The following is a 25,199-nucleotide window of genomic DNA, read 5'->3' on the forward strand; positions in this document are numbered from 1 at the left end:
GAGCAGGTCGGCGACGACGATCGGCGGCCGTTCATGGGAAATCATTTAATCACCATCAAAAACCGCAGTTGCCGCGTATTCGCGCGCGGCACGCGCACAAAGCGCCGTTTTGCGCGACCGCCGCAGCAGACTATGCGGTGCGCCGTTCGCTGCGTCACTTGCCACGTCGCGCGCGGCGAACATCCGGCGTGTCGCGCGCTACAGCTGCACCGGCTGCTCGGGCGCGGCACCCTCCGGCGCCGGTTCCGCCTGGAAGCGCGCGAGGTCTTCCTCGCTGCGATGGCACAGCACCTGCGCGCCGTTGCCGAGCGTGCGCAGCGCCGGTGCCGTCCGGTTGCAGACGCCGTCCACGCGCATCGCGCAGCGCGACAGGAACGGACACAGCTCGGCGTCGTTCTCGCGCTCGCCGATCGGCACCAGCGGTCGGTGGCAACGCTCGGCCGCATCGCCGAGCCAGCCCGCGCGCAGCTCCGGCGCGGACGACACCAGCAGATGCGAATACGGGTGATAAGGCGGCGCGCACAGCGCGTCGCGGCTACCGGTTTCGACACGGCGGCCCGCGTACAGCACGACGATGTCGTCGCTGATCGCGCGCACCTTCGCGATGTCGTGCGTGATGAACACGTACGACACGCCGAGCTTCGCCTGCAGGTCGCGCAGCAGATCCATGATCGCGGCGCCGACGACCGTATCGAGCGCCGACGTGACTTCGTCGCACAGGATCAGGTCGGGCTCGGCCGCGAGCGCACGCGCGAGGTTCACGCGCTGCTTCTGCCCGCCGGACAGCTCGCCGGTACGCCGCGAGGCCACCGCGGGCGGCAACCGCACGAGTTCGAGCAGCTCGGCGACGCGCTGCCGCGCCCGCGCGCCCTTGATCCCGTGATAGAACGCGAGCGGCCGCGCGAGCGTGCGCTCGACGGTATGCACCGGATTGAGCGCGGTATCGGCGTTCTGGAACACGATCTGCACGCGGCGGTGCTGCTCCTTCGTGCGCTTGGCGATATCGAGCGCGAGCGGCTCGCCGTCGAGCAGAATCTTCCCGGCCGCCGCCGGGACCAGGCCCGCGATCACCTTGGCGAGCGTCGTCTTGCCCGAGCCCGATTCGCCGATCACGCCAACCGTCTGCCCGCGCCCGATGCGCAGGTCGACTTCGTGCAGGATCAGCTTCGCGGGCCAGCCCTTTGCCGTCCGGCCGCCGTAACCGGCGACCGCACCGCGCACGTCGAGCAGCGGCGCCGGTTCGGCCGGCGCCGGTTTCTCGTCGCGTTGCGCATCGTTCGGCGTGACGGCCGCGATCAGGCTCTGCGTGTACGGGTGCGCCGGCGCATGCAGGATCTGCTCGGTCGCGCCGACTTCGCGGATCACGCCGTCGCTCAGCACGACGATCCGGTCGGCCATCTGCGCGACCACCGCCAGATCGTGCGACACGTACACCGCGCTCATCCCGTAGCGCCGGATCACGCTCTTGAACGCCTGCAGCACGTCGATCTGCGTGGTCACGTCGAGCGCGGTGGTCGGCTCGTCGAGGATCACGAGCTCCGGATCGGTGATCAGCGCCATCGCGGCCATCAGCCGCTGCAGCTGGCCGCCCGACACCTGGTGCGGATAACGCTTGCCGATCGTCTCGGGCTCCGGCAGCGCGAGCGCGCGGAACAGCTCGACCGCCTTCGCCTGCGCGTCGCGCTTCGTCATCGTCTTGTGGATGAGCGCGCTCTCGATCACCTGGTCGAGAATCGTGCGCGACGGGTTGAATGCGGCGGCCGCGCTCTGTGCGATGTACGCGACCTTCCGACCGCGTAGCGCGGTCAGGCCTTGCGCGGACAGCGTGCAGACGTCCGTTCCACCGAGCTTCACCGAGCCGCCGGCGATCCGGCAGCCGGTGCGCGCATGGCCCATCAGCGACAGCGCGATCGTCGTCTTGCCGGAGCCCGATTCGCCGATCAGCGCGAGCACCTCGCCGCGCGCGATCTCGAAGTCGACGCCGTGGACGATCGTCGTTTCCTCGCCGCCCGGCCGGCCGCCGACCACGCGCAGCCCGCGCACCTCGACGAGCGGAGTCGATTCATCTCGCATCAGTGTTCTCCCGCGGCCGCGGCCGCGCCCTTGCGGCGGCCGCGATGCGGCAGGCCGTCGATCAACAGGTTGACGCCCACCGTCAGGATCGCGATCGCGACCGCGGGCATGATCGCGACGGCCGAGCCGTCGCCGAGGCTCGCGATGTTCTCGCGCACGAGCGAGCCGAGGTCCGCGTACGGCGGCTGCACGCCGAGCCCGAGAAAGCTCAGGCCGCTCAGCAGCAGCACGACGAACGTGAAGCGCAGCCCGGTATCGGCGAGCATCGGATGGATCATGTTCGGCAGCATCTCGACGCACGCGATGTACAGCGCGCTCTCGCCGCGCGCCCGCGCCACCTGCACGAATTCGAGCGTGCTGATGTTGACCGCCAGCGCGCGTGCGATCCGGTACGAGCCCGGCATGTAGCTGACCGCGGCGGTGAGGACCAGCAGCGGCAGCGACGAGCCGAAGGCCGCGACGAACATCAGCGCGAACATCTTCGAAGGAATCGACGTGAGCGCGTCGAGCAGCCGGCTCATCGTCTCGTCGACCGCGCGGCCCGACACGGTCGCGAGCAGCCCGAGCGTCGTGCCGGTCAGCGCGGCGAGCAGCACGGCCGCGAGCGCGAGCAGCACGGTCAGCCGGGTGCCGTACAGGATCCGGCTCAGCATGTCGCGGCCGAGGAAGTCGGCGCCGAACGGCAGCTTCGCGCTGAACGGCGCGAACACGTCCGGCGTGACGATCGCGCCGACGTCGTGCGGCGCGAGCAGCGGCGCGAACACCGCGATGAACAGCATCAGGCTGACCATCGACAGGCCGATGCGGCCGCCGGTCGTCAGTCTGATGCGCGCGGCGCGGCGCTTGCGCGGCTGGTCGGGGGACGGCGCGGCGGGCGGCGTCGCGCCTCCCGACGGCGAGCGCGGTTCGCCTGACGGCGGCAGCGCGCTGCTGCGATGAACGGGTTCGGTCGGGTGCATGGTCGGCATCTCGGAAGGTGGGCGGGACGCTCAGGTCCGCAATCTCGGGTTCGACACGATCGAGCAGAGGTCGGCGAACAGCACGAGCGTCAGGTAGGCGACGCAGAAGATCAGCGTGCAGGCCTGGACGAGCGGGAAATCGCGATTGCCGACCGCATCGACCATCAGGCTCGCGAGGCCCGGATAGTTGAAGATCGTCTCGACGACGATCACGCCGCCGAGCAGGTACGACAGGCTCAGCGCGATCGCATTGGCGATCGGCCCGATCGCGTTCGGCAGCGCGTGGCGCAGCACGACGCGCGCGGGGCTCGCGCCCTTGAGCACGGCCATCTCGACATACGACGCGCTCAACTGCTCGATCACCGCGGCGCGCGTCATCCGCGCCATCTGCGCGATCACGACCGCGCACAGCGTCAGCACCGGCATCGCGTACGCGCGCAGGAAATCGTGCAGGCTCTCGATCGGGCCGCTGTACGACAGCGCGGACAGCCAGTGCAGCTTCACGGCGAGCACGAGCACGGCGACCGTCGCGATCAGGAACTCCGGCGTCGCGACGAGCGCCAGCGTGCCGAGGCTGATCACGCGGTCGACCACCGACTCGCGCTTGACCGCCGCGAGGATGCCGAGCAGCAGCGCGATCGGCACCGACACGGCGGTCGTGATCGCCGCGAGCGCGAGCGACTTCGGCAGGCGCCCGCCGATCATCGCCGACACCGGCATGTCGCCGGACAGCGAACGGCCGAAATCGCCGTGCAGCAGCCCGGTGAGCCAGTTCAGGTAGCGCACGTGGGCCGGCATGTCGAGGCCGAACTGCTGGCGCAGCGCGGCGACCGTCTCGGGCGTCGCCGACTGGCCGAGCGCGGCCTGCGCGGCATCGCCCGGCAGCAGGTTCGTGATCGTGAAGATGATCGCGGACACGATCAGCAGCGTCAGCGCGGTGACCGCGATGCGCCGGCCGATCAGTCCAAGCAGGATTCGATTCATGAAACTTCACTCCCGTAAAGGCCGCGTGCGGCCGGCGCGGCAATCCGCACCGGCCGCACGGCGGCGGCACGCGCCGGCGTCAGGCGTTCCACCACACGTGCTCGGCGAACATGAAGCCCATCATCCCGCCGGTCGGGATCGAGCCGAGGCCCGCGATCCGCTTGTCGTAGCCGTCGAGGAAGCTGATGAAGGCCGGGATGCCGACCCTGCACTGCTGCGCGACGAGCACCTGCATGTCGCCGTACATCTGCTTGCGCTTCGCGTCGTCGGTTTCCGAGCGCGCGGCGAGCAGCAGCTGGTCGAACTTCGGGTTCTTCCAGCCCGACTCGTTCCACGGCGCGTCCGACTTGAAGAACTGCGTGAACAGCACGTCGGCGCTCGAACGCGGGTTGATGTTGCCGAAGCCGAGCGGATGCTTCATCCAGTGATTCGACCAGTAGCCGTCCGCCGACACGCGGTTCACCTGCAGGTTCAGACCAATCTTCTGGCCGGCCTGCTGCAGCAGCACGGCCATCTCGATCGACCCGTTCGCGTCGGAGGTCGCATAGATCGGCGGCAGCGCGGCGCCCAGCGCGCCCGCCTTCTGGAACAGGAACTTCGCCTTGTCCGGATCGTACGGCCGCTGCGGCAGCGACGCGTTGAAGTAGCGATGTCCCGGCGGGATCGGCTGGTCGTTGCCGATCACCGCGTAGCCGCGGAACACCGCCGAGCGGATCTGCTCGCGATTGAACAGGTACTTCATCCCTTCGACGAAATCGGGGTTCGCGACGATCGGGTTGTCGCTGCGCATGATCAGGTCGGTATAGAGCCCCGACTTGGTTTCCTGCAGCGCATAGCCCGGCGTCGACGCGACCCGCTGCGTCGAGCGCGGATCGATCGCGTTGATCAGGTGCACGTCGCCCGACAGCAGCGCGTTCAGGCGCGCGGCGCTGTCGCTGATGCCGATCAGCTCGATCTCGTCGAGGTACGGCATCCCCGGCTTGAAGTAGCTGTCGTTGCGCACGCCGACGGTCGACACGCCCGGCTTGAACGACTTCAGCTTGTACGGGCCGCAACCGATGCCGGTGCTGAAATCGGTCGTGCCGTCCTTGACGATCACGAGTTGCGGCGTCGCGAGGATCACCGGCAGATCGGCATTCGCGCTCGCGAGCACGAGCGTGACCTCGTCCGGGCCGCTCGCCTTCGCGTCGGCGAACTGATCGGCGAGCGGCTTGACCTTCGACGCGGTGGCCGCGTTCTTGTGGCGCATCAGCGAGTACACCACGTCGGCCGGCGTGACCGGTTTCCCGTCGTGGAACGTGACGCCCTTGCGCAGCTTGATGATCCACGTCTTCGCGTCGGTCGTCTGCAACGACTGGGCGAGATTCATCTGCGGCGTCAGGCTCGCATCGAGCTGCGTGAGGCCGCTGTAGAACATGAAGAAACGAATGTAGTCGGCGCCCGTCGAACCCTTGGCCGGGTCGAGCGTATCGGCCGTCGAGCCCGATTCGTTCGCAACCCGAATCTTGCCGCCGCGCTTGGGCGCGGGTGCCGCAAAGGCAGTCCCGGGTTGCATCAGCAGCCCGCCGGCGCCGGCGGCCATCATGCCGCTCGCCGCCATGACCCGCATCATGTCGCGGCGCGTGAAGCCGCCCTTGCTGCCGTTGTCGATATCGTCGCTCATCCGAACTGCTCCTGACTGTGGAAAGTGGGTCCTGGGGTCCAGCGTGGTTCGAGAATCCCGTCGTGCCCGTGTGCTGGTCTCGGGCGCGACGTCGTGCGCATTGAGTTCATTTAAGCATCGCCAAAATGCGGGTTATCGCGATTCGGGGCGGCTGCACGATACGATTCGACCGTTTTGGACCGCCCGCGCAGCATGATTTGCTGCGTGACCACGCGTACCGCCATCGGCTCGATGCCGCGTCGCGACCACTGCGCGATACGTGCGCGACGAAGGAAATCGTAAAGTGATACGCGCGGCAGATTGCGCCGACAAAATTGGCCGCGCGGCATCCGAAACGCGTTCGACGCACGCAAACCGCATGTTTGTGTGGAATGCGTGCTCGCGGCCCGCGGCGCCCGGTGCGACCGGAACGTCGCGCGCGCATCGGACGGCGGGCGCCGGCCGCGAGGACGGCGGGCGCACGAAAGGTCAGGAGATTGCCGCGACGTCGAAGCGGCTTTGCCGGACGACGGGCGGACAACAGGGATGCGGTCGGATGATCCGACGCCGGGCGCGAACCCGTGACGGGCGGTCAAGCCGCGACTCCCCGCTGCGACGCGGTCGGCGCCGACAGGTTGGTGAGCACCACGCCGAACACTTGCCGGCGTGGCGTCAGGAAAACGAGGTGATGGCGTTGCCGGCGGGTGCCACGCGGCGGTCAGCAGTCGGGCGATCAGGCGGTCAGGCAGTCAGACGTCGAGCAATCAGGCAGCCGGGCAGCCGGGCAGTCGGGCGGTCACACGGTCAGGCGGTCCGGCGGTCAGGCGGTCAGGCGGTCAGGCGGTCAGGCGGTCACGCAGTCACGCAGTCACGCAGTCACGCAGTCACGCAGTCAGACAGTCGAGCAATCAAGCCGTCAGCCTGAACACCGATACGGCGGCCCTCAACCGTGCCGCCTGTTCATCCAGCGAGGACGCGGCCGCGGCGGCCTGCTCCACCAGCGCGGCATTCTGCTGGGTCACTTCGTCCATCTGCGCGACCGCCAGGCCGATCTGTTCGATGCCGGTGCTTTGCTCGGCGGATGCCGCGGTAATCTCGCCCATGATGTCGGCGACCCGGTCGATCGACCGGACGATCTCCGTCATGCGCGCGCCGGCCGTCTCGACGAGCCGGCTGCCGCTGCCGACCCGCTCGACCGACGCCTCGATCAATCCCTTGATGTCTTTCGCGGCCGCCGCGCTGCGTTGCGCGAGCGAGCGGACCTCCGCGGCCACGACCGCGAACCCGCGCCCTTCCTCGCCGGCCCGCGCGGCTTCGACCGCGGCATTGAGCGCGAGAATGTTGGTCTGGAACGCGATGCTCTCGATCACGACGGTAATGTCGGCGATCCGCACCGATCCGTCCGAAATCTGCCGCATCGTTTCGACGACTTCCCGCACGGCCGCGCCGCCGAGTTCGGTCGCCTCCTTCGCGTGGGTCACGAGCGCATTCGCCTGACGTGCATTGTCGGCATTCTGTTTGACCGTCGACGTGATCTGTTCCATGCTGGCGGCCGTTTGCTGCAGCGACGCGGCCTGTTCCTCCGTGCGCTGGGACAGGTCCAGGTTGCCTTGCGCGATCTCACCGGTGCCGACGGCAATCGAGCGGGTCGTAGTCTGGATGTCGGCGATGGTTTCGGTGAGTCGCGCCTTCATGTCGCCGAGCGCGACGAGCAGGCTGCCCGGCGCGGCGCGCGCCGTATCGAACTGCACGTCCAGTTCGCCGGCGGCGATGCGGGCCGCGATCCCGGCCGCCTGCGCGGGCTCGCCGCCCAGCGTCCGCCGGACGCTGCGCAACACCCCCCACGCGATCGCCGCGAGCGCCGCGGCGATGACGAGCGTGATGGCGCCGAGCACCTGCGCGAGCCGCGCAAACGCCGCGTTGATGTCGTCGTAGAAGAATCCGGTGCCGATCCACCAGTCCCAGTCCGGAACGGCGACCACGCCCTGGAGTTTCGGCTCCACGTCCGCGTCCGGACTGCGCTTGATCAGCACGTCGACGAGCGCGAAATGCGCCTGGGCCATTCCGGCGCGGTACGCCTCGCTGTCGGTCAGGCCGCTGGTCGTGCGGTTGCCCTTCGCGCGGGTGCCGATGAACTTCGCGTTCGGATGCACGAGGTTGACGCCGTCGGACGTCGTCACCCAGTAGTAGCTCTTCGAATTCGCATTGAGCGCGGACAACGCGGCCTTGGCCTGCTGCTGGGCCTGCTCCCGGGTAAGCGTTCCGCTCGCCTGCATCGCGCGATACGAGTCGACCAGATGCTCGGCTTTGGTCAGCAGAATGACGATCTCGTCACGACGGCTGTCGATCAGCGCGTCGCGCAGCGTGTGCAGCGACATCGCGGCGAGCAATGCAACGCCGAGCAGCGCCGCGACGACGAGCATCAGCAGTTTCGTGGACAACTTCATGCGGGGGCCTCGCGATATTAACCGTTCGGTACATATATCGGCTCGGACGGCCCCGCCTTGAATGGCGCCGTATCGGTAATTACCCTCGGTTCGTGCGGTGAGCGGACGCGTAAAGCGGCAAGGCCGTCGCGCCCCCTTGGCCGGCCCCGACAGGCCTGCCGGCACGGCGGCGCGCGCAGGGCACGCAGCCGCCCGCGGTCGCGGCGACGCTTACAGCCCGAGCTGCGTCGCGAGGTGGCCGATGTCCGACACCTCGTAATAGTTGTAGAACGGCGTGCCCGGCTCATGCCCGCGATTGACGAACGCCTTGTGCTTGATGCCGAGATCCTCGGCCGTCATCAGGTCGTAGCGCAGGCTCGACGACACGTGCAGCACGTCCTCGGGCTTGCAGCCGAGCTTGCCGAACATGTATTCGAAGCCCTGCATGCGCGGCTTGTACGATTGCGCCTGCTGCGCGGTGAACACCGCATGGAACGGCGCGCCGAGCTTGTCCACGTTGCTCATGATCTGCTCGTCCATGGCGTTCGACAGGATCACGAGCTTGTACTTCTGCGCGAGCCGCGACAGGCCGGCCGGCACGTCCGGATGCGGGCCCCACGTCGGCACCGCATGATAGAAGCGCTCGGCCTCGGCTTCGTCGAACGGCGTGCCGATGCGCGCGCAGGTGCGCCGGATCGCGTTGACGACGACGTCGCGGTACGGCTTCCACGCCCCGAGCACCTCGTCGAGCCGATAGGCGGCGAACGCGCGCACGAAATCCTCCATCGCGACCGGCGACAGCCGGTCCGCGTAGATCTCGCGCGCCAGGTCCGCCATCTGGAAGCGGGTCAGCGTGCCGTAGCAGTCGAACGTGATGAACTTCGGTTCAAATTGGATCATGGTGAGGTCCTGTCGGTATGAAACCCCGGCAGGGCCGGGGACGGGCTGGGTTCAACGCAATTGAATCAGGGCAAAAAATCCGTCGCGCATCGTTCGACGCCGGTCGAAACGCAGATTCGCCGCGTGTTGCAGGCCGCGGGCAGCACGATCTGCGGCACGGCCGCGCGCGGCGCCGCGGGCCGCCCGGCATGCTTCGCGCAACCGCGGCGCGCCAACTACCCGGCGGGCCCGGCGCGGCTCGCCCGGGCGGCGCCGCTGCAGTTCCATCGTAGTGTCATTCCCACAGCAGAAGCTGTCGGATTGGCGTGCCGCGCCGGCATGAAGCGCGCGTTCGCGCGCGCCGATCGCGCCGGTTTGCGTCGATCTCGCCCGGCCGCCCGCCGTCGCCGGAAAACAGGCGAATCGTCCTATCCGCGCCGCGGTGTCGCTGGCAGAGTCGATATGTCATTCCTACCCATCCGGAGTCCGGCGTGTCCGATCTCAACCCTTCCAGCACGCTCATCTATCGTCCGTTCACCGACACCGACCTGCCCGCCGCGCATCGTCTGTCGGAAGCGGTCAAGTGGCCGCACCGTCTCGACGACTGGCGCTTCGCGCTCCAGCTCGGCCACGGCTTCGTCGCCGAAGACGAAGGCGGCATCGTCGGCACCGCGCTCGGCTGGCGCTTCGGCGACGCGCACGCATCGCTCGGCATGGTGATCGTGTCGCCCGAGCGCCAGAGCCGCGGCATCGGCCGCGAACTGCTCGCGCGCGTCGTCGACAGCCTCGGCGCGCGCACGATCTTCCTGCATGCGACGCCGTCCGGCGAACCGCTCTACGTGAAATTCGGCTTCGAGGCGATCGGCACGATCGACCAGCACCAGGGTGCCGCGTTCCAGCCGCCGCTGATCTCGCTGCCGCCGGGCGAGCGCCTGCGCCCGCTCGGCACCAACGACGGCCCGCGCCTCGCGGCGCTCGCCTCGCGCGCGGCAGGTTATCCGCGCGACGCGGTGATCGATGCGCTGCTCGGCGTCGCGAACGGGATCGCGCTCGATCGCGACGGCGAACTGCTCGGCTTCGCGCTGTTCCGCCGCTTCGGCCGCGGCCATGTGATCGGCCCGGTGGTCGCGCCCGACGCGCTGCGCGCGCAGGCGCTGATCAGCCACTGGCTCGCGCTGCACGAAGGGATGTTCGTGCGGCTCGACGTGCCGGGCGACAGCGGGCTGTCGGACTGGCTGCAGGGGCTCGGGCTGCCGCGCGTCGACACGGTCGTCGCGATGGCGCGCGGCGCGGCGCCCGCGCGCGACCCGGCGCTGCGCACGTTCGCGATCGTCAACCAGGCGCTCGGCTGAGCGGCACGCGCGATGAGCTTTCTCTACAAGGCCGACCCGGTGCGCGGCGCGCAATGGGCGCAGCGCTTCGCGCAACAGGCGCCCGACCTCCCGTTCCGGATCTGGCCGGACCTCGGCGACCCTGAAACCGTCCGCTATCTCGCCGCCTGGCAGCCGCCCGACGATCCGGCCGCGCTGCTGCCGAATCTCGAGGTCGTGTTCTCCGTCGGCGCCGGCATCGACCAGTTCGACCTGTCGCGCGTGCCCGCGCACATCCCGGTCGTGCGGATGATCGAGCCGGGCATCGTCGAAGGGATGGTCGAGTACGTGACGCAGGCGGTGCTGACGATCCACCGCGACCTGTTCGACTACGCGACGCAGCAGCGCGCGCAGGTGTGGCGCGAGCGGCCAGTGCGCGCGGCCGCGTCGCGGCGCGTCGGCGTGCTCGGGCTCGGCACGCTCGGCCAGGCCGTGCTCGACACGTTGCGACGCTTCGGCTTCCCGTGCGCCGGCTGGAGCCGCACGCCGCGCACGCTCGACGGCATCGACTGCTATGCGGGCGACGCGGCACTCGACGCGTTCCTCGCCCGCACCGACATCCTGATCTGCCTGCTCCCGCTCACCGACGGCACGCGCGGGCTGCTCGGCGCGCGCGTGTTCGACGCGCTGCCGGCCGGCGCGTCGCTCGTGCAGGTCGGGCGCGGCCCGCAGCTCGACGAGGCCGCGTTGCTCGCGGCGCTCGCGAGCGGCCGGCTCGACAGCGCGATCCTCGACGTGACGGACCCCGAGCCGTTGCCGGCCGGCCACCCGTTCTGGACGCACGCGCGTATCCGGATCACGCCGCACATCGCGAGCGCGACGCGGCCCGATACCGCGGTCGACGCCGTGCTCGCGAACCTCGCGCGCCACCGCGCGGGCCAGCCGATGATCGGCGTCGTCGATCGCGCGCGCGGCTACTGACGCGCGCGCCCGGCCCGGCGGGGCGCGCAGCAGAAAATGCCGAAGCGTCCCGTGCAAACACCGTTTTCATACGTTTCAGGGCGCAAATTGAAGACACGTGCGGATTTCTCGCCCGGTAGCATGAACTCACGCTGACACCCGACGAGAGTCCCTCCCCGCCATGAACCAAGCCGCGCTGATCGAAGCCGATCGTCAACACCTGATCCACCCCGTCGTCAACTACCGCGTGCACGAAGCGCGCGGCGTCACCGTGCTCGACTCCGCGAGCGGCGTGTTCCTGCGCGACGCCGACGGCCATACGCTGCTCGATGCGTTCTCGGGCCTGTGGTGCGTCAACGTCGGCTACGGCCGCGACAGCATCGTGAAGGCCGCCGCCGACCAGATGGCGAAGCTGCCCTACGCGACCGGCTATTTCCATTTCGGGTCGCAGCCGGCGATCGAGCTCGCCGAGCGGCTCGCCGCGCTCGCGCCGCCTTCGCTGAACCGCGTGTACTTCACGCTCGGCGGCTCGGACGCGGTCGACTCCGCGGTGCGCTTCATCACGCACTATTTCAACGCGACCGGCCGCCCGTCGAAGAAGCACATGATCGCGCTCGAACGCGGCTATCACGGCTCGTCGTCGATCGGCGCCGGCCTGACTGCGCTGCCGGCGTTCCACCGTCATTTCGACCTGCCGCGCGCGGACCAGCACCACATCCCGTCGCCCTACCCGTACCGCCATCCGCTCGGCGACGATCCGCAGGCGCTGATCGCCGCGTCGGTCGCCGCGCTGGAAGCGAAAGTCGCCGAACTCGGCGCGGACAACGTCGCCGCGTTCTTCTGCGAACCGGTGCAGGGTTCCGGCGGCGTGATCGTGCCGCCGGCCGGCTGGCTGAAGGCGATGCGCGACGCGTGCCGGCGCCTCGGCATCCTGTTCGTCGCCGACGAGGTGATCACCGGCTTCGGCCGCACGGGGCCGCTGTTCGCGTGCGAGACCGAACAGGTCGACCCGGACCTGATGACCGTCGCGAAGGGCCTGACCGCCGGCTACGCGCCGATGGGCGCGGTGCTGATGTCCGACGAAATCTACGAAGGCATCGCGGGCAGCCGCGCGGAGTCGGCCGCGGTCGGTCACGGGCATACGTATTCCGCGCATCCGGTCAGCGCGGCGATCGGCCTCGAAGTGCTGAAGCTCTATCACGAAGGCGGGCTGCTCGCGAACGGCCAGGCGCTGGCGCCGCGCTTCGCGGCGGGGCTCGATGCGCTGCGCGCGCATCCGCTCGTCGGCGACGCGCGTTCGGCCGGCCTGCTCGGCGCGCTCGAGCTGGTGGCCGACAAGGCGCACAAGACGCGCTTCGACCCGGCGCTGAACGTGCCGGACAAGATCGCGGCGGCCGCGTACGCGAACGGCGTGGTGTTTCGCGCGTTCGGCGACGGCGTGCTCGGTTTCGCGCCGGCGCTGAGCTTCACCGCGGGCGAGTTCGACCTGATGTTCGAACGCGTGCGCAAGACGCTCGACGACGTGCTGGCCGACCCGGGCGTGCAGCGCGCGCTCGACGTCGCGCACGCGCAGCCGGCCTGACGGGCCGAGGGAAAGCCGGGCTTGTGGCGGCCATCGTTCGACTCTAAAGTAACCGGACATTCCATTTTTTCCCCTCTCACGTAACCATGACGGACAGCAAGCTGGATCGCATCGACCTGCGCATCCTCTCCCAGTTGCAGAAGCGCGGCCGCATGACCAACGTCGAGCTGGCCGATGCGGTCGGGCTGTCGCCGAGCCCGTGCCTGATTCGCGTGAAGCGGCTCGAGAAGGCCGGCTACATCGGCGGCTACGGCGCGCACATCCAGCTCGAGAAGCTCGGCGACGTGCAGGTCGTGTTCACCGAGGTCACGCTGGCCGACCACCGGCGCGAAGACTTCGACCGCTTCGTCGCGGCGATCCGCAACGTCGACGAGATCGTCGAATGCCACCTCGCGAGCGGCGGCTACGACTATCTGCTGAAGTTCATCACGCGCAGCGTGAGCCATTACCAGACGATCGTCGAAGGGCTGCTCGAGCAGAACATCGGCATCGAGAAGTATTTCAGTTACGTGATCATCAAGTCGCCGTTCGTCAAACGGCACTACCCGCTCGAATCGCTGTTCGGCGAACGGCACTGACCGCAGCACGCGGCACCCTTGAACGCGGCAGCCCGCTGTCCGCGCGGGGTCGTCGCGCGCCGGCGTCGCCGCCGAACCGCCTCACCCAAGGACCTGTCATGCCGCTTACGCTGTCCCGCACCGAACTCGTTCGCACCGCCAACCTGATCGACGGCGCCTGGCGCGACGCGCTCGACGGCCGTCGCTTCGACGTCACCGATCCGGCGACGCTCGACCTCGTTGCCCACGCACCCGACAGCGGCGCCGCCGACGCGCGCGCCGCGACCGACGCGGCCGCACGCGCGCTGCCCGGCTGGCGCGCGACGCCCGCGCGCGAACGCGCCGCGATCCTGCGCGCGTGGCACGCGGCGATCGTCGCGCACACCGACGATCTCGCGAAGCTGATGTCGCGCGAACAGGGCAAGCCGCTCGCCGAAGCGCGCGGCGAAGTCGCCTATGGCGCGTCGTACGTGCAGTGGTTCGCCGAGGAAGCGACGCGCACGTATGGCGACCTGATTCCGCAACAGCAGCGCGGCAAGCGGTTGAGTGCGGTGAAGGAGCCGATCGGCATCGTCGCCGCGATCACGCCGTGGAATTTCCCGCTCGCGATGATCGCGCGCAAGATCGCGCCCGCGCTCGCGGCCGGCTGCACGGTCGTCGCGAAGCCGGCGGAGGACACGCCGCTCACCGCGCTCGCGCTCGCGTTCCTCGCGCAGGAAGCCGGCGTGCCGCCCGGCGTGCTGAACCTGATCGCTGCGTCGCGCGAACGCGGCATCGACGCGGTGGCCGACTGGCTCGCCGACGGCCGCGTGCGCAAGATCACGTTCACCGGCTCGACGCCCGTCGGCAAGCTGCTCGCGCGCGAGTCGGCCGCGACGCTGAAGAAGCTGTCGCTGGAGCTCGGCGGCAATGCGCCGTTCATCGTGTTCGACGATGCCGAGCTCGACGCCGCGGTCGACGGGCTGATGGCCGCCAAGTTCCGCAACGGCGGCCAGACCTGCGTGTCGCCGAACCGCGTGTACGTGCAGGCCGGCGTCTACGAGGCTTTCGCCGCGAAGCTCGCCGCGCGCGTTGCCGCGCTGAAGGTTGCGCCTGCAACCGACCCGGCCGCGCAGATCGGCCCGATGATCAACGCGCGCGCGGTCGACAAGATCGCGCGCCACGTCGGCGACGCGATCGAGCGCGGCGCGCGCGTGCTGACGGGCGGCACGCGCCTGACCGAACTCGGGCCGCACTACTACGCGCCGACGGTGCTCGCCGACGCCACCGCCGACATGCAGCTGACCTGCGAGGAAACCTTCGGCCCGGTCGCCGCGCTGTTCCGGTTCGATACCGAGGACGAAGCCGTCGATGCCGCGAACGACACGCCGTTCGGGCTTGCCGCGTATTTCTACACGCAGGACGTGCGGCGCATCACGCGCGTGTCGGCGCGGCTCGAAACCGGCATCGTCGGGATCAACGAAGGCGCGCTCGCGAGCGAGGCCGCACCGTTCGGCGGCGTGAAGGAATCGGGCTACGGCCGCGAAGGCTCGCGCTACGGCCTCGACGACTATCTGTCGATCAAGTACCTGTGCCAGGGCGGGCTCGACTGATACCGCGCCGATCGCATGCAGCCGCCCGGCGCCGCGGCGGCTGCATGCCCGTTGCGCGGTGCGCCGCTGCCGCACACGTTTGCGGCGCCGGGTGCGGCGATCGCGGCGCGAATCGGCCTCGATTTCCGGGCATACTTGCCGTTAACCCGGAATTGACCCGCGCCGCTGCAGACGCAGCGAGCTTCCCGCACGAGCGCCAGCCATGCCTGCACCCACTTCGATCGAGAAAATTGCCGACTGGGCCGGCCGCAATTACTTGATCGTCGGCGTGCTGGGCACGCTGATGTCGCTGGCGGCGCTCGGCATCAGCGCGGCCACGCTGTGGGCCGCACGCAGCGAAGTGGTCGAACATGCGCACGAGACGTCGCGCAACGTCGCCGCCGTCCTGGTCAGCGAGATCGGGCGCACCGTCGAAACGTCCAACAATGCGCTCGTCGCACTCGCCGCCAACCTCCGCAACCCCGCGGTCGCGCGCATCGACACCGGGCTGCGTCACGACGTGCTGTTCGAGCGCACGACCGCGCAATACATGACCGGCATGGGCGTGACGAACCGCGACGGCCGGCAGATCGACGGATGCTGCGGCCCGCTCCACAACTGGGATTTCAGCGATCGCGACTACTTCAAGGTCCATCGCGATGCGCACAACGTCGGCCTCTACGTGTCCGAGGCGTATAGCGCGCGTTCGCGCGGCGGCACGAGATCCATCGCGCTGTCGCGGCGCATCGAACGGCCGGATCACTCGTTCGACGGAATCGTGGTGGTCGCGATCGACCTGGCCTACTTCGATCACCTGCTGTCGCGCCTGAACGTCGGACCGCACGGCGTCAGCGCGATCCTGCGCGCGGACGGCACGATCCTCGCGAGAAACCCGCCGTTGAGCGATCAGCAGATCAGCCGGCTGCGCCGCACGAAGTCGTTCGTGCAGATGCTGAGCCGCGACTCGGGCTTCTATGCGGCGCGCTCGAGCATCGACGGCGTCGCGCGGCTTTATACGTACCAGCACGTGCCCGGCACGCCGTTGATCGCGGTCGTCGCCCCGGCCGAGGGCGACGTGCTGGCCGGCATCACGCGCCTGACGTGGACGGTCGGCGTGTCGGCGTCCGTCATCGGCGCGCTGTTCTGCGCGGTGGTGTGGCTGCTCGCGTTCGCGCTGCGCGACAACCTGCGCAAGCAGACGCTGCTCACGGACCAGACGCGCACCGATCCGCTGACGGGCCTGCACAACCGCCGCGCGCTCGATGCCGCGCTCGCCGACGAATGGGAGCGGCTGCAGCGCGGCAGCGGCGGCAGCCTGTCGGTGCTGTTCATCGACGCCGACCACTTCAAGCAATACAACGACCGCTACGGCCATGCGCAAGGCGACACGGCGCTGCGCTTTCTCGCCGAATGCATCCGCGCGAACGTGCGGCGGCGCGGCGACATCGCTGCACGCTACGGCGGCGAGGAATTCGTCGCGGTGCTGCCCGATACGGACGAAAGCGGCGCCGCGGAAGTCGCGGAAGCGATCCGGCGCGCCGTCGAACACAGCCGGCTCGACGGCTTCGATGCAACGATTCCGCAGTTCACGGTCAGCATCGGCTGCGCGACCGGCCATCGTGCGCACCCGCGGACCGTGCATGCGCTGTCGCATCAGGCCGACCTCGCGCTCTATGCGGCCAAGCGGCACGGCAGAAACCGCGTGTGCCGCGCCGATGCGGATTCGGCCGCCGAGGCGGCGTGATCGCGCCGGTTATCGTCGTCGTTCCGGGGAACACCAGTCCGGCCGGACGCACGCATGGCCGGCGCGTTGCGATGCGCTGCCGATGGCCGACTCGCCTCGTCCATCACGTTCAGTATCACGAATTCACCAAATAGTGAGCATTCGCGTGCTTCGACCGCGCCCCGCAACAAATCCTTAACGGCTGCGTCACGATCGCCCACGACAATCCGCCATCTTCAACACACCGGATGGAGTTTTGCATGTTTGCGTCACGAAGCCGTTTCCCGCTGCACGTCGCAGCGCTGTCGAGTGCGATCGTTCTCGCCGCGTGCGGCGGCGGCGACGATGTCGCGTCGACCACCCCGACCAGCGCGGCCATGCCGGCGCCGCCGGCCGACCCCGGCTTCGTCGACAGCGCACCCGTGCCGAGCGTGCCGGCCTTCGTCGACAACATCGCGACCAACCAGCGCGGCGACGCGCGCTATGCGACGCTGTCGACCAACGCCGCGGTACGCGTGGTGAGCCGCTTCCTCGACCTGTGGCAGCCGTCGACGATGCTCGTCGACGCGGGCGTGACCGCGGCCGCGAACGGCGCGTTTCCGGCGATCTCGCCGTCGACCTGCTCGGGCCTGCCCGGCAGCGGCACGCCGTGCGGCACGATCCTGAACGACACGGTGCTGGCAGCCAATGTTCAATACGTGGTCAACGCAACGACCGCGCGCACGCAACAGCAGGCCGATGCCGCCTACTTCGACGACCGGCGCGGCAAGGGCTACAGCGTGACCGACGGCATGGGCCCGCTCACCGACGCGTGGCGCACGGCCGCGCAGCAGACGACCAGCATCACCAGCGTGCCCGCCGACGCCACCACGGTGCTGTACAACGACAGCGGCAACAACGTCGGCGTCGGCAGCAGCGCCAACGCGAACTTCGGGAAAGTCGTCGACCTGCTCAACGAAATGGGCAACAACGCGTCGACCGAACCGTCGAAGCGCTTCTACAAGTACGCACGGCCGTACCGCTGGAGCGCGAGCGTGGTCGTCGCGCCGACGCTCGTGCCGGCGGAAAGCACGACGCCCGCGACCGACGGCGGCTTCATCAGCGGCCACACGGCCGAAGCGATGCGCGACGCGATGACGATGGCGTGGCTCGTGCCGGAGCGCTTCCAGGAGATGGTCAGCCGCGGCCTCGAACTGGGCGAGAACCGGATCCTCGCCGGCATGCACTCGCCGCTCGACGTGATCGGCGGCCGCATGCTCGCGCTGGCCATCAGCGCGGCGAACCTCACCGCGTACGCGAGCGACGCGCAGGCCGCGTACGGTCAGGCTCACCAGGCGCTTCAGCAACTCACGGGGACGACCGGCACGACCTTCGCCGCGTTCGCGCATTCGGGCACGACGGCCACCGACCGGTTCGCCGATTACGCGACCAACAAGGCCGCTTTCACGCGCCGCATGACGTTCGGCTTCGGCGCGATCGAATCGACCGATGCACCGCCCGTCGTGCCGAAGGGCGCGGAGGTGCTGCTGCAGACGCGCTTCCCGTACCTGAGCGCCGACCAGCGGCGCGTCGTGCTGAAGACCACCGAAGTGCAGTCCGGCTATCCGGTGATGGACGATGCGGAAGGCTGGGGCCGCCTGAACCTGTTCGCCGCGGGCGACGGCTACGGCGCGTTCAACGGCAACGTGATCGTGTCGATGGATGCGTCGCAGGGCGGGCTCAATGCGGCCGACCAGTGGCGCAACGACATCGCGGGCGCGGGCAAGCTGACGCTGCAAGGCACCGGCACGCTGACGCTGGCGGGCGACAACCGCTATACGGGCGGCACGCAGGTCAGCGGCGGCACGCTCGCCGCGGCATCGGCAAGCGCGTTCGGCACCGGCGACGTGTACGTCAGCGCCGGCGGCAGCGTGAAGATCGCGGCAAGCGCACCCGTCACGATCGCGACGCGCTACACCCAGCTCGACAACACGACGCTCGAACTCGACATCGACGGCAACGGCGGCGGACGCCTGCGCGTGGGCGGCCCGCTCACCGTCGCCGGCGGCACGCTGCACGTGAAGTTCGTGAACGGCTATGCGCCGAAGGTCGGCGACACGATCGCGCTGATCGACGGCGCGGCGGCCTCCGCGACGTTCTCGACGGTGACGGTCGACGGGTTCAAGGCGACGCCGGTTTATACGGCGACGGGGGTGTCGGTCAGGTTGTCGGCGTCGTAACCGGCAGCGGCCATCGATCCTCGCCACGGCGCCGCCCGTGGGCGGCGTCGGCGGGTACCGCTTCGGCGCGATGTGACCGGGAACAACGGCAGCGTCCGCGATACGGTGCCGGGCAAACGCGATCCGTTCGCACCGTCATTCACGTCGGACATCGGTGCGGACGCGACGCTTCATTACCCATTCGAGCGCGCGCGCTGAACAACCTGTTCAATCGCGCCATCTCCGTCAGTTCCTGCAACAGTCCGTGAGTTACGCCGGGCGCACCGCGTAGCCTGTTTGCGTCGCTCGCCCACGCGTTCCAGTTCGATTCGGTTTACCGTCGGCGGCCACCGCCATTCTGCTTCGAAGGTCTCGTTTCTCGGTCGTCTAGATCCGAGTGCATGTGTCCACCCGGACACTCAGCATGAGCTTTCGCACAGATAATGACAAATTTCACATACTTTTCGCGCAGCAGATTCGCTAGGATCATTTCCCTGCTTTTCCGATTCATATTTTCTCGCAGGGAATGGCGAAAAATGAAGAAACCTGTCCGACACGCAATCATGGCATTTGCGCTTTTGATAAATGCGCAGCTTTCGAACGCGCAAGCCATTGCGGCTGACACGCCGCAATCCAATGCCGCTCTGCCCGTGACGCTACCTCAACCGGATTACGCTTCGCAGCGCGTGAAAGTCGGTTTGTCGAGCGCAGAAACGACGCTCGTCCTTCCGTGGTTCGTGGAGGAACTGATCGCGACAATCAACACCAGCCATTCACTGAATGAAGCAGCCAGTGATTATGCAGGGCGTTTAAAGCGTGGTCTTTAATCAATAGTCCGTTACCAAACCTGACGGTAACCAGACGCCAGAACGCCCGCTGCGCCGCATCGGGCATTTTCTGTTTCAGCGCGTACGACGGACATCCGCCATATTTTGAATTGTCGACGGGGCCTATAAGCCATTAACCGTCGGCATGCTTGCCCGGCGTTGATGCCGGCACCTTTTCATCAGGAGGTAGCGCATGAACCGCATACCGGACGAATCGACCGCGTTCCGGATCGGTGCTCGTCGCGTTCGAACGATGCAGCTGGACGGCGGCATCCTGGCCGCACAGGTGGGTAGCGAACCACCCGCGGTCATCGTACTGAACGGCGGACAAGCCTTCGTCTCGAAGACGACCAAGCGCCGGCTGCGGCGCGACCTGCTCCGCGTCGCCGGTATCTTGCCGCCCGACACGCCATTCGTCCTGCTCGGGTATCCTGACAAGCCCGGTGCGCAATACCGAATCGCCGACATCGTCGAGCATCTCGCGCGCGGCATCGCCGCGCATTGGCAGTGCACGACGCTCATCGGCATCTCGTTCGGCGGCGTCGTGGCGGCGCGCCTCGCCGCCGCCCACCCGGAACGCGTCTCGCGACTCGGGCTGGTGTCGAGCGCGCATCGCCTCGCCCCGACAGGCTACCGGCTCATCGAGCAGCAAATCGTGCATACGACCCGCTCCGATTTCGTCCGTCTGCTCGAAACGATGTCCGGATGCTTCCGCGCCAGCTGGCGCAACATGCTCCTGCGCGCGGCGCTGTTCAGTCGACGCCGCCACGTCGCGTCATCGGTCAACGAACGACACGTCATCGTCCGCACGCTGCGCGCATTGCGTGACGATGCACGCGACGATTCGCCGTGGCCGCGGCGGATCCGCGCGGATACGTTGATCGTCGGCGGCGCCGACGACCCGATCTTCGCCGACGCGGCGCTCGAAACTTCCGCGTGGGTGCCGTCGGTGACCCATCACGCGCTGCCAGGCGAAGGACACATGGTGATGATCGAGCGCCGGAAGCAGGTTGCGCGACTCGTTCGGAACTGGCTCGCCGCGCGATCCTGATGTTCGTGTCCGACGTAGACGCCAGCGCACGATCGATCCCTGAGATCTGGCGCACGACGCGGCCGCACCGGGTACGAAATATGCGCACATCCCGGATTGCCGGTTGCCCGGCAGATATTGCAACGCAGGCAACCGGCGTCATGACCCACAATTACAGGAGAAAAGTGATGACCCTGCTTATCTACCTGCTCGGATGGATCGTTTTCATCGCCGGCGTGGCATGGGGCCTGATGACGCTGCATGTGTCGCAGCACATCATCGAGATCGTCGCCGTCATTCTGTTCGGCATCGCGGTAATCACGGGCGCGACGCGCGCGCGCCATCGCGACCGCACGTAGTCGCGGAACGGGCGCCGGATTTCGCTGCATTCAGGCGTCGCGCAGGTCAACGGCCCGTGCCGGACACCCGCGCGGGTTATCCGTACCACCCGCGGCGGCGCTTCGTGCCGGCGCCGCCGCGGGCGTGCGTCGATTTCATCGAGGCGCAGGCGCCGTAGAACGCCGCCTCAGCGCCGGTTCGAGCGCGACACCACGTCGATCCACACGGCCAGCACCAGCACCGCGCCCTTGACGATCATCTGCCAGTACGCGTCGACGTCGAGCATCGACATCCCGTTGTCGAGGCTCGCCATCACGAGCGCGCCGATCAGTGCGCCGTAGACGGTGCCCGACCCGCCGCGCATCGACGTGCCGCCGATGAAGCACGCGGCGATCGCGTCGAGTTCGCCCATCGTGCCGGCCGACGGCGAGCCGGCCGCCAGCCGCGCGGTGTTGACGATGCCCGCGAACGCGCACATCAGCCCCATCAGCGCGAAGATCGCGAGCTTCACGCGATCGGTGTCGACGCCCGACAGCCGCGTCGCCTCCAGGTTCGAACCCACTGCATAGATGCGCCGGCCGAACACGGTCTGCGTCGCGATCCACGAGAACGCGCCGAGCAGCGCGAGCAGCAGCAGCACGGGCACCGGAATGCCGCCGTAGCGGTCGAGCGTCGCGACGAACGCGAACAGCACGGCCCCGGCGCCGACGACCTTCGCGACGTCCTGCCACAGCGGCGCGACGGCGAGCCGGTAGCGGTGCCGCGTGGCGCGCTGCCGCAGCACCAGCAGCGCGACGAGCGCGAACAGCAGCACCGCGAGGCCGTCGCCGGCCGCGCGCGGCAGATAGCCCTGGCCGATGAACACGAAGCCGTCGGACACCGGCGCGATCGTCGAGCCGCCCGTCACGCCGAGCAGGATCCCGCGAAACGCGAGCATCCCGCCCAGCCCGACGATGAACGACGGCACGCGCCGGTAGGTCGACCACCAGCCGTTGAACAGCCCGACCAGCACGCCGAGCGCGAGCACCGCCGGCACCGTCACGGCGACCGGCCAGTGCCGATTGACGTCGAGGATCGCCGCGACACCGCCGAGCAGCCCGAGCAGCGAGCCGACCGACAGGTCGATCTCGCCCGCGATGATCACGAACACCATGCCGCACGCGAGCATCCCGGTGATCGACATCTGCCGCAGCAGGTTCGACACGTTGCGCGGCGTGACGAACGCGCCGTCGGTCAGCACCGAGAAGAACACCCAGATCGCCGCGACCGCGAACAGCAGCGCGAGGACCTTGTAGCGCACGAACACCTGGCGCAGCGGATGGCCGTGCGTGCGACGCGCGTCGGCGCCCGGCGGCACGGCGGGAGAAGAAGACAGTTCGGTATTCATGGTGCACTCGCTGCAATGGGTTCGGACGGCTGCCGCGCGGGTTTCAGCGCGGCGCCGAGGATCTGTTCCTGCGTGAGACCGTCGTTGACGAAATCGCCGCGCAGCTCGCCTTCGCCGATCACCAGTACACGATCGGCGAGCCCGAGCACTTCCGGCAGCTCCGACGACACGACGATCAGCGCGACGCCGCGTTTCGCGAGCGCGAAGATCAGCCGGTAGATCTCGGCCTTCGCGCCGACGTCGACGCCGCGCGTCGGTTCGTCGAGGATCATCACCTGCGGGTCGGCCAGCAGCATCCGCGCGAGCACGGCCTTCTGCTGGTTGCCGCCGGACAGGCTCGCGATCGGCAGGAACGGGTGCGCCGCGCGCACCGACAGCCGCTGCATCTCGGTGCGGATCGCATCGAGTTCGGCGGCCGCGTCGATCCGCCCGCGCGCGGCGAACCGGCGCAGCACCGACAGCGTGATGTTGTGGCCGACCCCGAGCTGCGGCACGATCCCGTGGCGCTTGCGATCCTCCGGCACCATCGCGATGCCCGCGCGGATCGCATCGGCCGGCGAGCGGATCGCGAGCGGCTGGCCGTTCATCCGCACGGTCGCCGTGCTCGCCCCCGGATACGCGCCGAAGATCGCCTGCATCAACTCGGTGCGGCCCGCGCCGACGAGCCCGGCGACGCCGAGGATCTCGCCGCGCCGCACACTGAACGACACGTCGTCCACGCGCTTGCGGCGCGGGTTCGCCACGTCGTGACAGGTCACGTTGCGCGCCTCCAGCACGACGTCGCCGATCTGGTGCGGCTCGCGCGGATACAGGTTGCGGATCTCGCGGCCGACCATCATCGCGATGATCCGGTCGGTGGTCAGCGCACGCATCGGCTCGGTCGCGACATGCCGGCCGTCGCGGATCACGGTCACCGTGTCGCATACTGCGTCGACTTCGTCGAGCTTGTGCGAGATGTATACGCACGCGACGCCGCGGCGCTTCAGGTCGCGCACGATGTCGAGCAGGATGCGCGTCTCGGCGGCACTCAGCGACGACGACGGCTCGTCGAGGATCAGCAGCTTCGCGCGCTTGTTCAGCGCCTTCGCGATCTCGATCAGCTGCTGATGGCCGCCGCCGTAGTTCATCACCGGCTGCGCGACGTTGATCGCGTCGATCCGCAGCTCGCGCAGCAGCGCTTCCGAACGCCGCACCATCTCCGCATAGTGCATGCGCCCGCCGGGCAGCGTGATCTCGTTGCCGAGGAAGATGTTCTCGGCGACCGACAGCTCGGGCACCAGCATCAGTTCCTGGTGGATGATCACGATGCCCGCGCGTTCGGTGTCACGCACGCCGGACGCCGCGAGCGGCGCGCCTTCCCAGCGGATCTCGCCGTCCCACGTGCCGTGCGGGTAGACGCCCGACAGCACTTTCATCAGCGTCGACTTGCCGGCGCCGTTCTCGCCGCACAGGCCGACGCACTCGCCGGGGCGCACGGTCAGGTCGATGCCGTCGAGCGCCTTCACGCCGTCGAATGCCTTGACGATGCCGCGCATCGTCAGCAAGGGTTCGGTCATACGTTCATTGCCTCGCAGTGCGCACGCGGCCGGACCATGTGCGGCCGCACCTCGCCGGCCGCGTGCATCATGCCCATCGAGCGGTTACTGGCTCGCGAGCTGGGCCTGGGTGTAGAAGCCGTCCTTCACGACGACGTCGACGTTGCGCTTGGTCAGGAGCGTCGGCTGCAGCAGCACCGTGTCGACCTTCATCTTGCCGTTGTCGTATTGCGCGTTGAACGCGGGCTTCGTACCCTTCGCGAGATCGACCGCGAGCTTCGCGGCTTCGCTCGCGATCAGCTTCAGCGGCTTGTAGACGGTCATCGTCTGCGTGCCGGCGATCACGCGCTTGACGGCCGCGAGGTCCGCATCCTGCCCGGACACGGGCACCTTGCCGGCCAGATGCTGCGCGGCGAGCGCCTGGATCGCGCCACCCGCGGTGCCGTCGTTCGACGCGACGATCGCATCGATCTTGTTGTTGTTCGCGGTCAGCGCGTCCTCGACGATCCGCAGCGCGGTCGATGCGCTCCACTCCGGCACCCACTGCTGGCCGACGACCTTGATGTCGCCGCGCTCGATCGCCGGCTTCAGCACCTTCAGCTGGCCCTCGCGCAGCATCTTCGCGTTGTTGTCGGTCGGCGCGCCGCCGAGCAGGAAATAATTGCCCTTCGGTTTCGCGTCGAACACGCCCTGCGCCTGCAGTTCGCCGACCTTCTGGTTGTCGAACGAGATGTACGCGTCGACATCCGCGTCGAGGATCAGGCGGTCGTACGATACGACCTTGATGCCGGCCTTGCGCGCTTCGGCGACGACGTTGCCGAGCGTCTTCGAATTGAACGGCACGATCACGATCACGTCGACGCCGCGCGAGATCAGGTTCTCGATCTGCGAGATCTGCCGCGCCTCGCTCGCGTCGGCCGACTGTACGGATACCTTGGCGCCGAGCTTCGTCGCGGCCGCGACGAAATAGTCGCGATCGCGCGACCAGCGCTCGACGCGCAGGTCGTCGATGCAGAAGCCGATCTCGGGCTTGTCCTTGCTCGCATGCGCGAGCGGCGCGCCCAGCGCGAACATCGCCAGCGCAGCGGCGCCGGCAAGCGAACTCAATACGGTACGACGCGTCACGGATTTCATTGTCTCCACTCCTTGTTATCGAACTTGTCGAACTACCTCACGAACATCGGGCGGGCGCGTGAGTGCGCCGCCCGCATCGAGTC

19 protein-coding genes are annotated in these 25,199 nt (G+C 68.6%); 10 read left to right on the plus strand and 9 right to left on the minus strand.

All coding sequences use genetic code 11. From position 1 onward, the window contains the following. Positions 1-198: 198 nt before the first annotated feature. The 6 genes from PL79_RS26195 to PL79_RS26225 form a co-directional block, all read right to left on the minus strand. The gene (locus PL79_RS26195; protein WP_044844268.1) at positions 199-2,073 is read right to left on the minus strand and encodes an ABC transporter ATP-binding protein; all 1,875 of its coding nucleotides are present in this window, start codon (positions 2,071-2,073) and stop codon (positions 199-201) included. After that, positions 2,073-3,032: an ABC transporter permease gene (locus tag PL79_RS26200; protein WP_044844339.1), complete on the minus strand. Its 960-nt coding sequence runs from the start codon at positions 3,030-3,032 to the stop codon at positions 2,073-2,075. The genes PL79_RS26195 and PL79_RS26200 overlap by 1 nt, the downstream gene beginning before the upstream one ends. 30 nt (positions 3,033-3,062) lie before the next feature. Then, positions 3,063-4,016, minus strand: coding sequence for an ABC transporter permease (locus PL79_RS26205; protein ID WP_044844269.1), 954 nt, complete (start codon positions 4,014-4,016; stop codon positions 3,063-3,065). A 79-nt stretch (positions 4,017-4,095) separates the two neighbouring features. Next, positions 4,096-5,679 (minus strand): ABC transporter substrate-binding protein, encoded by a 1,584-nt coding sequence (locus tag PL79_RS26210; RefSeq protein ID WP_044844270.1) that lies wholly within the window; start codon positions 5,677-5,679, stop codon positions 4,096-4,098. A gap of 887 nt (positions 5,680-6,566) precedes the next feature. After that, positions 6,567-8,105 carry a methyl-accepting chemotaxis protein gene (locus tag PL79_RS26220; protein ID WP_044844271.1) on the minus strand — a complete coding sequence of 513 codons (1,539 nt, stop codon included), beginning with the start codon at positions 8,103-8,105 and terminating at the stop codon, positions 6,567-6,569. Between the two features lie 210 nt (positions 8,106-8,315). Further along, positions 8,316-8,984, minus strand: coding sequence for a haloacid dehalogenase type II (locus PL79_RS26225; RefSeq protein ID WP_044844272.1), 669 nt, complete (start codon positions 8,982-8,984; stop codon positions 8,316-8,318). A 470-nt stretch (positions 8,985-9,454) separates the two neighbouring features. On the opposite strand from PL79_RS26225, the gene PL79_RS26230 reads away from it, so the two are divergent. The 10 genes from PL79_RS26230 to PL79_RS26275 all read left to right on the plus strand — a co-directional run bounded on the left by PL79_RS26230 (position 9,455) and on the right by PL79_RS26275 (position 21,080). Continuing rightward, on the plus strand, positions 9,455-10,315 hold the full coding sequence (locus tag PL79_RS26230; protein WP_044844273.1) for a GNAT family N-acetyltransferase: 861 nt from the start codon (positions 9,455-9,457) through the stop codon (positions 10,313-10,315). 12 nt (positions 10,316-10,327) lie between these two features. After that, a complete protein-coding gene (locus PL79_RS26235; protein ID WP_044844274.1) occupies positions 10,328-11,254 on the plus strand; it encodes a 2-hydroxyacid dehydrogenase in 927 nt (308 codons plus the stop codon). A gap of 160 nt (positions 11,255-11,414) precedes the next feature. Then, positions 11,415-12,815, plus strand: a complete 1,401-nt coding sequence (locus PL79_RS26240) for an aspartate aminotransferase family protein (RefSeq protein WP_044844275.1) — start codon at positions 11,415-11,417, stop codon at positions 12,813-12,815. A gap of 86 nt (positions 12,816-12,901) precedes the next feature. Continuing rightward, positions 12,902-13,393 (plus strand): Lrp/AsnC family transcriptional regulator, encoded by a 492-nt coding sequence (locus PL79_RS26245; protein ID WP_006749694.1) that lies wholly within the window; start codon positions 12,902-12,904, stop codon positions 13,391-13,393. Positions 13,394-13,491: 98 nt separating this feature from the next. Further along, positions 13,492-14,964, plus strand: a complete 1,473-nt coding sequence (locus tag PL79_RS26250; RefSeq protein ID WP_044844276.1) for an NAD-dependent succinate-semialdehyde dehydrogenase — start codon at positions 13,492-13,494, stop codon at positions 14,962-14,964. A 202-nt stretch (positions 14,965-15,166) separates the two neighbouring features. Continuing rightward, entirely contained in the window at positions 15,167-16,687 is a 1,521-nt protein-coding gene (locus PL79_RS26255) for a GGDEF domain-containing protein (protein ID WP_044844277.1), read from the plus strand. Positions 16,688-16,926: 239 nt separating this feature from the next. Continuing rightward, complete coding sequence (locus tag PL79_RS26260; RefSeq protein ID WP_044844340.1) at positions 16,927-18,885, plus strand: phosphatase PAP2 family protein; 1,959 nt, start codon at positions 16,927-16,929, stop codon at positions 18,883-18,885. Between the two features lie 515 nt (positions 18,886-19,400). Next, the gene (locus tag PL79_RS26265; protein WP_135801146.1) at positions 19,401-19,691 is read left to right on the plus strand and encodes a hypothetical protein; all 291 of its coding nucleotides are present in this window, start codon (positions 19,401-19,403) and stop codon (positions 19,689-19,691) included. 253 nt (positions 19,692-19,944) lie between these two features. Next, on the plus strand, positions 19,945-20,742 hold the full coding sequence (locus PL79_RS26270) for an alpha/beta fold hydrolase (RefSeq protein ID WP_193759882.1): 798 nt from the start codon (positions 19,945-19,947) through the stop codon (positions 20,740-20,742). Next, positions 20,742-21,080 (plus strand): hypothetical protein, encoded by a 339-nt coding sequence (locus tag PL79_RS26275; RefSeq protein WP_135801147.1) that lies wholly within the window; start codon positions 20,742-20,744, stop codon positions 21,078-21,080. The genes PL79_RS26270 and PL79_RS26275 overlap by 1 nt, the downstream gene beginning before the upstream one ends. A 167-nt stretch (positions 21,081-21,247) precedes the next feature. Here the strand turns inward: PL79_RS26275 and PL79_RS26280 are convergent, their stop codons facing one another. From PL79_RS26280 to xylF, 3 genes are all read right to left on the minus strand, one after another. Continuing rightward, the gene (locus tag PL79_RS26280) at positions 21,248-22,447 is read right to left on the minus strand and encodes a sugar ABC transporter permease (RefSeq protein WP_044844279.1); all 1,200 of its coding nucleotides are present in this window, start codon (positions 22,445-22,447) and stop codon (positions 21,248-21,250) included. Beyond that, positions 22,444-24,003, minus strand: a complete 1,560-nt coding sequence (gene xylG, locus PL79_RS26285) for a D-xylose ABC transporter ATP-binding protein (protein ID WP_044844280.1) — start codon at positions 24,001-24,003, stop codon at positions 22,444-22,446. Before xylG ends, PL79_RS26280 begins: the two co-directional genes overlap by 4 nt. 84 nt (positions 24,004-24,087) lie before the next feature. Further along, positions 24,088-25,116 (minus strand): D-xylose ABC transporter substrate-binding protein, encoded by a 1,029-nt coding sequence (xylF, locus tag PL79_RS26290; RefSeq protein ID WP_044844281.1) that lies wholly within the window; start codon positions 25,114-25,116, stop codon positions 24,088-24,090. Between the last annotated feature and the right edge of the window lie 83 nt (positions 25,117-25,199).

The organism is Burkholderia sp. USMB20 (assembly GCF_000949135.2).
GTDB lineage: Bacteria > Pseudomonadota > Gammaproteobacteria > Burkholderiales > Burkholderiaceae > Burkholderia.